General features: G+C 69.4%; 11 protein-coding genes. All 11 read right to left on the bottom strand.

Annotated features, from left to right (window positions below):
- Window positions 1-862 (bottom strand): DUF222 domain-containing protein (locus tag VGT00_07905; protein ID HEV8531324.1); only part of this gene is annotated, 862 nt, incomplete at its 3' end.
- Between the two features lie 256 nt (window positions 863-1,118).
- On the bottom strand, window positions 1,119-2,003 hold the full coding sequence (locus VGT00_07910; GenBank protein HEV8531325.1) for a transglutaminase family protein: 885 nt from the start codon (window positions 2,001-2,003) through the stop codon (window positions 1,119-1,121).
- Window positions 2,000-2,998 carry an alpha-E domain-containing protein gene (locus VGT00_07915; GenBank protein HEV8531326.1) on the bottom strand — a complete coding sequence of 333 codons (999 nt, stop codon included), beginning with the start codon at window positions 2,996-2,998 and terminating at the stop codon, window positions 2,000-2,002. The genes VGT00_07910 and VGT00_07915 overlap by 4 nt, the downstream gene beginning before the upstream one ends.
- Window positions 2,998-4,446 carry a circularly permuted type 2 ATP-grasp protein gene (locus tag VGT00_07920; protein HEV8531327.1) on the bottom strand — a complete coding sequence of 483 codons (1,449 nt, stop codon included), beginning with the start codon at window positions 4,444-4,446 and terminating at the stop codon, window positions 2,998-3,000. The genes VGT00_07915 and VGT00_07920 overlap by 1 nt, the downstream gene beginning before the upstream one ends.
- A 44-nt stretch (window positions 4,447-4,490) precedes the next feature.
- Window positions 4,491-4,982 (bottom strand): GNAT family N-acetyltransferase, encoded by a 492-nt coding sequence (locus VGT00_07925; GenBank protein HEV8531328.1) that lies wholly within the window; start codon window positions 4,980-4,982, stop codon window positions 4,491-4,493.
- A complete protein-coding gene (locus tag VGT00_07930) occupies window positions 4,982-6,307 on the bottom strand; it encodes a M20/M25/M40 family metallo-hydrolase (protein HEV8531329.1) in 1,326 nt (441 codons plus the stop codon). The genes VGT00_07925 and VGT00_07930 overlap by 1 nt, the downstream gene beginning before the upstream one ends.
- On the bottom strand, window positions 6,307-7,605 hold the full coding sequence (locus VGT00_07935) for a tetratricopeptide repeat protein (protein HEV8531330.1): 1,299 nt from the start codon (window positions 7,603-7,605) through the stop codon (window positions 6,307-6,309). Before VGT00_07935 ends, VGT00_07930 begins: the two co-directional genes overlap by 1 nt.
- Before the next feature lie 5 nt (window positions 7,606-7,610).
- Window positions 7,611-8,474: an alpha/beta fold hydrolase gene (locus VGT00_07940; protein HEV8531331.1), complete on the bottom strand. Its 864-nt coding sequence runs from the start codon at window positions 8,472-8,474 to the stop codon at window positions 7,611-7,613.
- Between the two features lie 152 nt (window positions 8,475-8,626).
- A complete protein-coding gene (locus VGT00_07945) occupies window positions 8,627-8,854 on the bottom strand; it encodes a hypothetical protein (protein HEV8531332.1) in 228 nt (75 codons plus the stop codon).
- Window positions 8,855-8,875: 21 nt separating this feature from the next.
- Window positions 8,876-9,160, bottom strand: coding sequence for a hypothetical protein (locus VGT00_07950; protein HEV8531333.1), 285 nt, complete (start codon window positions 9,158-9,160; stop codon window positions 8,876-8,878).
- On the bottom strand, window positions 9,160-10,209 hold the full coding sequence (locus VGT00_07955; GenBank protein HEV8531334.1) for a hypothetical protein: 1,050 nt from the start codon (window positions 10,207-10,209) through the stop codon (window positions 9,160-9,162). Before VGT00_07955 ends, VGT00_07950 begins: the two co-directional genes overlap by 1 nt.
- Window positions 10,210-10,564: the final 355 nt, after the last annotated feature.

Consider the following 10,564-nt stretch of genomic DNA (forward strand, 5'->3'; position numbering starts at 1 on the left):
CTGGCGTCGCACGCCAACCGCCGGGACGTTTCCGCGGAACGCGCGTCCCCTCCTCGAGGACGGATTGGCCCGGCTGCTCCGGATCGGCCAGGACCTGGGCGTCGACGTGAACCACCACCTGGTAGCGCTCGCCCGGGGTGCCGGGATCGAGCCCGTGATGCAGGGCCGTCTCCGCGAGCAGGACCAGGGCATCGGCCTGCTGCTGGGAGACCGGGGGCGTTTCCGCGGAAACGTCCCCGAAACCTGCCGAGGCCCTAGCCCGCCCCCGGGCCCGCTGATACAGGCTCTCGCGGGCGGCGGCCAGGGCCTGCATGAGCAGCGCCCCCACCTCCGGCTCGAGCCGCCGCCTGACGACCACCATGCCGTCCTCGTCCTGATACACGTGCAGGGCTCGGCTCGCATGCCGGCGCTTCGCCTCCCGAGCCTCGGCCTGCCGATCCACGCACCGCCAGCCGCGCACGATTCGCTCGACGTGGGCGGCCGTGCCCGCGCGCCCGACCCCCAGCAGTCGCGCCTCGGTCTCCGGCGTGGCCACGCGGGTCAGGGCGCGGACCTTGGCATAGGACAGCTCGCCGCGGGCCAGGGCCTGGGCGAACAGGGGCAGCGTCCCGAGGGCGCGCGCGACCCGGACCCGCTCCCGGGCCGCGCCCAGGTCGAGCCCTACCCGCCAGCTCAGCCAGGCGGCGCAGGAGCGGAAGCCCGTGTTCCATCCCCCTCGGGCGTCGAACTCGCGGATCAGCTCGAGTAGGCGCGCGGTGGCGGCCTCGAGGTGGGCGGACAGTTCGGCGATCTCGTCGCCGAGCCGATCCAGCTCCGAGGGGAAATGCTGAGTGGCAAGCACAGATGGCGAATGGACTTGCATGACGAGCCCTCCTTCGGTTGAGGCGACTCTACACCCTGGTTTTCGAGCTCGCGGGGAGCGTCCAGGATGAGCGACTTCCGGACGAGGAATGGTTTTTGATCCGGTCGCGTCCGTTTGCGCGGCGGCGGCCGCGTGCGTGCCGCTGGGCCGGCACTTGATAAGGGCTGCGGCCGCACCACCGAGTCACCCTGCCGAGGCTGTCAAGAGGAAAAGCCTGGAATCACGAAATACGGCACGAAGCGGTTCCGGTGGCCTCTCAGGCGGTCGAAGCGACCGTGGTGTCGGGCGGCGGGGCCCGCCGCACCTTCACGGCGACGCGCAGGCTTTCCGTCCCTCCGCTCCGGCGGAGTCCCTTCACCGGCGGCACGTCGTCGTAGTCGCGGCCGTGCCCGACCTTGACGTAGGCCTGACCCACCACGGTGCCGTTGGTCGGATCGAAGCCCACCCAGCCGCTGCCCGGCAGATACGCCTCGATCCAGGCATGCGAGGCATCCGAGCCGAGGGTGAGGCCCGCGCCCGTCTCGAGGTATCCGCTGACATAGCGCGCGGGAATGCCGATCATCCGGCACAGGGCGAGCATGGCATGCGTGTAGTCCTGGCAGACGCCGGCGCGCGCGCGGACGAAGTCGGCGATGGGCGTGTCGATCTCGGTGACGTCGGACCGGTAGGTGAAGAAATCGTGGAGGTGGCGGGTGAGCCCCGAGAGGTAGTCGACGAGGTCGCCGTCGGGGGCGAGAGCGGGCGCTCGCATGGCGCTCGCCCAGTCCTGATCCAGCGGCACGCGCCGCGTCGGGGCCAGGAACTCGAAGAAGCGGGGTCTCAGCTCGGCCAGGCTGTCCGCGGCCACCCGCATGGGCTCCGGGCGCGGATAGGTGACCACGCTCGAGCGGGCCTCGATGGCCAGCCGGCGATGCGCCTCGGCGATGTGAAACTGGTGCACGCGATTGCCGTAGTAGTCGAGGTGGCTCCGTACCGTCGCCTCGGGCGACAGCTCGAGCTCGAACGACAGCAGGCTCTGGCCCTGATCCTCCGTGGGGGAAAGCCGGACTTCGTTGAAGGAATCCCAGGCCGGCTCGGGGTACCGATACTCGGTGACGTGGACCACCGTCAGGTGAACGGGCGGCTCGGGGGGCGCCGTCATGAGGCCGACTCGCCCCGCGGCTCGCGCGGATCGATGCCGGTGACGCCGAAGTAGGTCGAGCTGATGGCGTCGGAGATGGCCGACAGCTCCTGGAGCAGGGTCTCGAGTCCTGGCTCCTTGGCGTCGAGGATAGGCTCCACTCCGGGCATGTACTCGAGCCGGGCGGCGAGCCATCCCGCCTGCCGCGTGGCCGTGCCCGGCGCGCCCGGATTGAGCCGCTCGATGTTCTCGAGCGTGCCCTGGAGCGCGGCCAGGTTGTGGCGGACGCTTCGCGGGAAGTCGGGATCGAGGAGGAGGAAGGCGGCGATCCGTCGCGCCTCGAGCGCGACATGGTGTCGCTTGCGGAAGGCCTCGTACGCCGAGACCGACTTGAGCAGCGCCATGCCGCGATGGTTCTCCAGGCCCCGCGCCACGGGCTCGAGCCCGACGCCTTGCCGCTCGCGCACCTGGAGGAGCCGGAGGACATTGTCGGCGCGCTCGAGCTGCTGGCCGGCCAGGAGGAAGTACCAGCCGAGGTCGCGCGGCAGCGTCGCGTAGGCGATGCCGGAAAAGAGGTGGCTGGCCTCGCGCGCGGCCACGCAATACTGGTGCAGGCCGTCCTGCTCGAGCACGCGGTCGGTCGAGAAGCAAAGCTCCAGGTACGCTCGGTTCAGCGTCTCCCACATCTCGAGGCTGATGCGATCGCGGAGCCCCCGCGCGTCTTCCCGCGCGCGGGCCAGGCTCGCGCGGATGCTCGAGGAGTTCTGGGGGTGGAAGGCGAGCCACTCGGGCACGGTCCGCCCGTCCGCCCTGTCGAAATGCTCGCGAAAGGCTGCCTCGTCGTCGGTGAGGGCGAGGAGGGGCGCCCATTGCTCGGTGACGATGCCCTTGGCGCCCGGTATCACGGGCGCCTCCACATTGGCGTGGTAGTTGACGTCGAGCAAGCTCGCGGTGTTCTCGGCCCGCTCGATGTAGCGGCCGATCCAGTAGAGGTTCTCCGCGATGCGGCTGAGCATCAGCTCTGACCGCCTTCGCTGAGCACCCAGGTGTCCTTGGATCCGCCGCCCTGAGAGGAATTGACGACGAGCGAGCCCCGCCGGAGCGCCACGCGGGTCAGGCCGCCCGGCACCACCGTGATGTCCTCCCCCACGAGGACATAGGGCCGCAGATCGATGTGGCAGGGCTCGAAGACGCCGGCGTCGGCGAAGAACGAGGGATGGCGCGACAGCGCGATCACCGGCTGGGCGACGTAGTTGCCGGGATTGCTGCGCACGGTCTCCAGGAACTTGTCACGCTGCGCCGCCGTCGACTCCGGCCCGATCAGCATGCCGTAGCCTCCCGACTCGCCCACGGCCTTGATCACGAGCGTCTCGGCATTCTCGAGCATGTACGTCAGCCCGTCCGCCTCGGCGCCGAGGTAGGTTGGGACATTGGGGAGCGTCGGTTCCTCGTTGAGGTAGTAGCGGACCATGGCCGGCACGTAGCTGTACATGGCCTTGTCGTCGGCCACCCCCGTGCCCACGGCATTGGCGAGGGCCACCCGCCCTTGCCGGTAGACCTGGAGCAGTCCGGGCACGCCCAGCATGGAGTCGGCGCGGAAGACCACGGGATCCAGGAAGTCGTCGTCGACGCGCCGGTAGATCACGTCGACCTGCTGCCGTCCCTGGGTCGTCCGCATCCACACGCGGCGGTCCTCGACGTAGAGGTCGCGCCCCTCCACGAGCTCGATGCCCATCTGCTGGGCGAGGAAGGCGTGCTCGAAGTAAGCGCTGTTGTACTGTCCGGGCGTGAGCACGACGATGGTTGGCTCTTTGAGATCACGGGGCGACAGGCTGCGCAGCATCTCGAGGAGGGCCGTGGTGTAGTGCTGGACCGGCCGCACCCCGCGCCCCTCGAAGAGGCCGGGGAAGGTCCGCGTCATGACGATGCGGTTGGCCAGCATGTAGCTGACCCCGCTCGGCGTGCGCAGGTTGTCCTCGAGGACCATATACGTGCCGTCCTCGCCCCGGATGATGTCGATGCCGCTCACGTGCGTGTAGACGTCGTGGGGCAGCGTGATGCCGTGGACCTGGCGGCGGAAGTGCGGATTCCCCAGCACGAGCCGCCTCGGGATCACGCCGTCGTCGAGGATCCGCGCCTCGTGGTAGATATCGCGCAGGAAGAGGTTGAGGGCCCGCACCCGCTGGATCAATCCCGCCTCGAGCCGGGCCCACTCGTCGGCGGGGATCACCCGAGGGCAGAGATCGAAGGGAAAGGTGCGCTCCGTGCCCGACTCGTCTCCGTAGACGGTGAAGGTGATGCCCTGGTTACGGAAGGTCAGGTCCGCGAGGGCGCGGCGGCGACCGAACTCGACGGGCGAGAGCGACCGGATGCGCTGGACGATATCGGCATAGTGCGGGCGGGGCGCGCCGTCCGGCTCGAAGACCTCGTCGAAGAAGCTCTTGGCGTCATACTCGCCGAACACGGGCCGTCCTCCGCCCGGCTGGCCCGGGCCCGAAGCCATCGGGCTCAACGGGGCTGGGCCAGCCGCCTGAGCGGCGCGCCGGTGAGCCGCGTGTGGATCCATTCCTTGTGGAGCCGCGCGCCGATCCGCCGGTAGAAGCGGATGGCCGGGGCATTCCAATCGAGCACCGTCCACTCCATCCTGCCACAACCGCGGGCCATGGCGATCTTGCCGAGGGCCCGCAAGAGCGCCCGCCCTGCCCCCCGTCCCCGCTCCTCGGGCAGGACGAAGAGGTCTTCCAGGTACAGGCTCGGCCGCCCGAGAAAGGTCGAATACGTGAAGAAATACAGCGCGAAGCCCACGGGCCGGCGCCCGCGCCGGCAGATGAGGGTCTCGAAGTACGGCCGTCGCCCGAAGCCATGCCGCCGCGCCTTGGCGGGGGTGATCTCGACCTCGTGCACCAGCCGCTCGTACTCGGCGAGTCCCCGGATGAGGGCGACGATGGTGGGGACGTCTCGCCGCGTGCCGCGCCGGATGGAGAGCGCGGCCCGGGCCATCAGGCCGCGGCCATCTGCAGCAGTAGCTCGGTGTAGCAGCGCACCCCCGCCGTCAGGTTCTCCACGGAGATGCGCTCGTCATTGCCGTGGATGCGCCGCCACTCGCCCTCGTCGAGGACGAAGGGCCCGAAGCCGTAGCCGTGCAGCCCCATGCCGCGAAAGATCCAGTTGTCCGTGAAGCCGACCATGATCTCGGGCGCCACGATGACCCCGGGGGCGCGCCGTCCCAGCGCCCCGGAGAGGGCCTTGTAGAGCTCGGTGTCGGGGGGCGAGAGGTTGGGCACCTTGGGCGTCGACGTCACGCTCACCTCCACCTGCGGATCGGCGATGACCCGGCGCACCCAGTCCACGATCTCGCCAGGATCATCGCCGGCCAGCATGCGGCAGTCGATGTCCGCCACGGCCTCGGGCGGGATGACATTGCGCTTCTCGCTGCCCTTGAGCATGTTGACGGCGAAGGTGGTCCTGACGAGCGCGGCGTGGTGGCGGTTCGCGAAGAAGCGGGCACGGAAGGCGGGATCGCCGAGCGAGCGCTCGAGGCGGTCGAAGCCTTCTCCCTGACCCTCGGGCAGGACGGCGGCCATGCGCGCGAAGAACTCCTGGATCTCCGGCAGCACCCGCGGCGGGCGCTCGGCCTCGAGGAGACGGGTGAGGGCGCGGATCAGGCGATGCGGGGCCGTGTCGGGCCATGGCATGGACCCGTGGCCGGGCTCGCCGCGCGCGATGAAGCGAAGGGAGAGACCGACCTTTTCGGAGATGACGATGGTGCCGAAGGGGGCCCGCTGGCCCGGCTCGACCACGATGACGCCGAGCTCGGACAGGGCGTACTCGGCCCCGGCCAGCCAGTGACGACGTTCCGTGGCCACCCAGTGCGCGCCGAAGCGGCTGCCCACTTCCTCGTCGGCCGTGGCGAGGAAGATGAGATCGCGCTTGAGAGGGATCTTGGCCCGCTTGATGGCGAGCACGGACACGAGCTGGAGAATGCCCGTGGACTTCATGTCGAGGGCCCCGCGCCCGTAGACGAAGCCGTCCCGCAGCAGGCCGCCGAAGGGATCGACGGTCCAATAGCGCTCGTCGGCGTAGACCACGTCGATGTGGTGATGGAGCGCGATGCCCCCGAGCGAGCCGTCCCCGGACAGCCGGGCCACCAGATTGCCCCGGCCCGGCGCCGACTCGGCGGTCTCGCTCGCGATCCCGTCCCCGTCGAGCACCTGGGTGAGGAAGCGGGCGCCCGCCGTCTCGTTGCCCGGGGGATTGGTGGTGTTCACCCTGAGATAGGCCCGCACCAGCTCCACCGTCTCGTTTCCCAGGGCCCCCCAGTCCATCAGGACCGTCTCTCCAGCCGCCCTCTCTCCATCCAGTGACGCCCGGGATTCGGCCGCTTGGCCAGGCGCCGCTCGAGCAGCGCGGTGGCGCGCCCGGGCTCGTCCGCCCGCAGCGCCGCCTCGAGCAAGGTATCGTGAAAGACTTCGCGCTGGGCGTGGCTGCCCCCCACCTCGACGATGCGGTCCTCGACGGACGCGAGCTTGGCCACGGCGCCCGCGTACTCGCCTCGCGCAAAGGCGTGCAGACCCTCCATCATGGGCACCACCACCTCGGGCAGGGTCGGGTTGCGCGATTTCTTTCCGCGATCGCGCAGGCGCCCGAGCTGGGTCTCGGCCGCGCCCCAGTCGCCCGCCGCGCTGAGGGCCATGCCGACATGGAGATCGTGGAAGAGGAGGAGCGGCATCTCGAGCCAGCCGCGGGCCGCGGCGCCCACGTGCTTCCAGCGCGCGGGATCGGGCTGCCCGTAGAGGTCGAGGCGCCAGGCCAGGGCGACCGAGTCCTGGAGGTCCGAGGCAATCGTGATGGGGATGCTCCCGAAGACGCTCGTGAAGAGCTTGGCCACGCGATCATAGCGCCCTTCCGCGAGATGCATGAGGGCGAGATGCCAGAGCAGATGGTTTCTGAAATAGCCGAGATGGTCGCACGGATGGATGCGCGGGGGAAGCGCTTCGACCCCGCGCTCGTTCTCGCCCCGCTCGTAGAACACGTGGGCCACCGTGTGAACGGCCCACGCGTCTCTCGGGTCGAGGGCCAGGGCTCGCTCGGCTAGGGGCAGGGCCTCGGCGTAGAAGCGGTTCTCCTCCAGGGCGAAGGCGTGGTAGCCGAGCAGGTAGCCGTCGTCGGGCAGGGCGGGTCGGAGCGACCTCGTCAGCTCGAGCATATCGGCCGACCGACCCTGCCAGAAATAGATGAAGTAGAGCCGCTGCATGAGCACGGCATCGCCCGGATGCTCCGCCAAGTGCTCCCGCATCACCGGGATGGCCTCATTGCCGCGGCCGGCCACCCACAGGGCGAGGGCCTCGACGTGACGCTTCTCCCTCGGGAACAGGGCGGCCGTCGCCGCCGCGGCCCTGTCCATCTCCGCGCGCCCTTCCGGGACCTTCTCCGCGAGATAGAGCGAGATGCCGAGAGCGGCCCGCGCGAGCACGAAGTCCGGATCGGCCTCGAGGGCCGCCTGAAAATTCTCGATGATATCGGCGCCGAAGCCCAGGAGCGCGCGGACGCCGCGGTCATACGCATCGACGGCGGCGCGGGAGGTTGTGGAGACGGGCAGTCCGTACGAGTCGCGCAAGGGCACGACGATCATCCTAGCAGATGGCGCTCGAGAAAGGCGAGGGCGCGGCCCTCCGCCCACGAGCGCCGACCGGACGCGCCTTCGAGGAAGCCCGCATGGCCTCCCTCGCGGACGAAGTTGGTCTGGATGAATCGCGATCTCGAGGCCGCGTCGCGGGGCAAGGCGGCCGCCGGCATGAAGGGATCGTTCAGGGCGTTGATGAGCAGGGTGGGCCGGCAGATCTGCGCCAGGTAGGGGCCCGAGCTCGAGCGTGTCCAGTAGTCCCGCTCGTCCTTGAAGCCGTGAAGGGGCGCGGTGACCAGCCGGTCGTACTCGGCAAAGGTCCGCGAGCGGAGCGCCGCGGGGAGATCGAGGAGCCGATCGTAGAGGCGCTCCTTCTTCCTGAGCTTGGCCTTGAGCGTTCGCAAGAAGCCCGCCGTGTACATGGAGCGGTTCAGGCCGCGGTCGAGCGCGCGGGCGCAGGCCGCGAGGTTGAACGGCGTCGAGATGGCCGCCACCGCCCGGACCTGGGGCGGGGCGTCCTCGCCCTTCTCGCCGAGCCATTTCAGCAGCACATTGCCCCCCAGGGAGACGCCAATCACCCCGATCTTGAGGGTGGGCTCCCGGACGGTCAGCGTCCGCATGACCCAGTCGAGGTCCTCCGTATCGCCCGAGTGGTACATGCGGGGCGTCAGGTTGACCTCGCCGCTACACGAGCGGAAATGGACGACCACGGCGCGCCAGCCGAGCCGCTCGGCCTCGCGCATGAGGCCGCGGACGTAGTGGGACCTGCCCGAGCCCTCGAGGCCGTGGAGGATGACGATGAGGGGGGCGCCGCGCTCGCGCGCGGGCAGCCAGTCCAGGTCGACGAAGTCGCCGTCCGGCGTGCTCATGCGGTCCCGCCGGAGCTCCGGCAGCTTCGGCCGGCGGAAGAGCGGGCCCCAGAGGGTCTGGAGATGCGGCCCCCGAAACCACCAGGGTGGGTGGTAGTCGGGGGCCGTCAGCTTCGTGGTGGCCGTCCGGGGGTGGGGGCTCCTCGCCGTGGCTATTCCTGGCCCTGGAGGAGCAGCTTCACGATCTCGGGTGCGATCTCCCTCGCCCGCTGCTCCAGCTGTGCGTCAGTCAAGTTCGCGATGGGGTGCGGGAGGGCGAGGAACTTGTAGTTCGGCACGCCCCAGGCCACGGCCATGGCCCGGCCCGTTCCTTCGAACACGTCGGTCACGATCGAGGCCGCGGGAATCCCGGCCTTCTCGAACACGATTCCGTCGAGCACACTGCCCGACGAGCAGGACCCTCAGTCTCCGATGCCGGCCACCACGACGTCCACGCCGCGCTTGGCCTCGTCGATGATCTCCTGGTGCGCGGGCACGCTCGAGTTGTGCTTGCGCCACATCGTGCACTCGGCGGCCCCGTACTCCTGCTTGAGGATCTCCCCGACCTTGGCGAGGAGCTTGTCCGAGTTGAACTTCGTGTTCTCCACGAGCCCGATGCGCTTGCCCGTGAGCGAGTCGGGCCGCGCCACGAACGTCAGCGGCTGCTGGCGCGGCTCGACCGTCGGATCGAGGATCTCCATGGCCATCACACCCTCCTGTCCTGTATGAGCTTCGTGATGCTCTGGGACGACTTCTTGCCCCCGGCCCATCCCGGGATATAGCAGGAAAAGGCCCCCGCCCGACCTCCCGCCGCGAGCACGAGCACGTCCTGCGGGCTGGGGACGAGCGGCCGCATGGTGGTCTCGTCCGCGGGCGTCACCGCTCCCGCCAGGCGCGCCGCCCGCTTGAGGTGGGCCACCGAGTTGTGGGTGTTCTCGTACACGAACTGCTGGATGTCCTTCTTGGACCAGCCGTCGTTGGCGATGGTGCGCATGTGCTCGCCCGCGAGCACCACGCAGTACTGCGGCTGGCCATTGGTGCTGCCGTGATGCTTCATGTCGTCGCAGAGCGAGGTGAGAACGCCCTGGGCCGTGCTCGACAGCTGGTTGTAGAACTGGTGCGGACCCTCCGCCGACATGACGGTGACCGTGCTCTGCTCGGGCTTGAAGCCGCGCTCGACATGCAGAGGCGTCCAGGGACTCTCCGCTTCGTTCTCGGCGATGACATAGCTGTACTTGCCCGGGTGTCCGACCGTCCCCCGATCGAGGGCACCGGGCAGCGTGCCGATCACGTTTCGCATCACCAGCCGCACGGCGCGGCCCACGGTGGCGTTCGATCGCCAGCCCGGCCCGAAGAGATTGTCCCCGGAATTGAAGCGCAGCCGGGCGGCCAGGGGTCCGTTCACGATCATCAGCACGGCGGCGCCTCCCGTGGAGGTCGCGGGCCCGTGGTAGCCCCACTGGGGGTCGGCGATGCCCTCGATGGCCGCCACCACCACCGGCATGTGCTCGGGGAGGCACCCGGCCATGACGGCATTGATGGCAATCTTCTCCGCCGTCACCGCGACCTGACGATTGGTGATGAAGGCGACCTGCTGCCGCGGCTCGAGCCCGGCCGCCTCGAGCATGGCCTGGACGGCCCGCTCGGTGGGCGGCACCACGGGTAGTCCGTCCGTCCATCCCTGCTGGTAGCAGAACTCGATGGCGTGGCTGAGATCGTCGACCGGATAGCGCTTGGACTCGATCTGAATTGTCATGGGGGCGATTATACTCCAACCGGCAGCCCTTCTCCGGCGAGGTGGGAGCGGACAGTTAAGGACCGGCACTGGGGCAAGTTGCGAGCCAGATCAACCCAGCCCTCGCCTCGGGCTACGCCCTCAGCTCGAAGTGCCACGCGCGAGCGGGCCGGCAGCCCGAGGCGTACGTGGCCGTTCGAGCTGAGGGGCGCAGCCACGAGGCGAGGGCTGAGTTGAACGTACGTTGAGGGTTGCCGGCCCGCTCGCAAGGAAGTATGGAGAAGCAAATTGGCCCAGTGCGCGCGAGATCGACGGACGGCCAGCTATGATACGATGACGCCATGAACCCGATACCTTTTCAGGTCTTCGGCATCAA

The sequence above is a fragment of the Candidatus Methylomirabilota bacterium genome, from assembly GCA_036002485.1.
In the GTDB taxonomy this organism is placed as follows: Bacteria; Methylomirabilota; Methylomirabilia; order Rokubacteriales; family CSP1-6; genus AR37.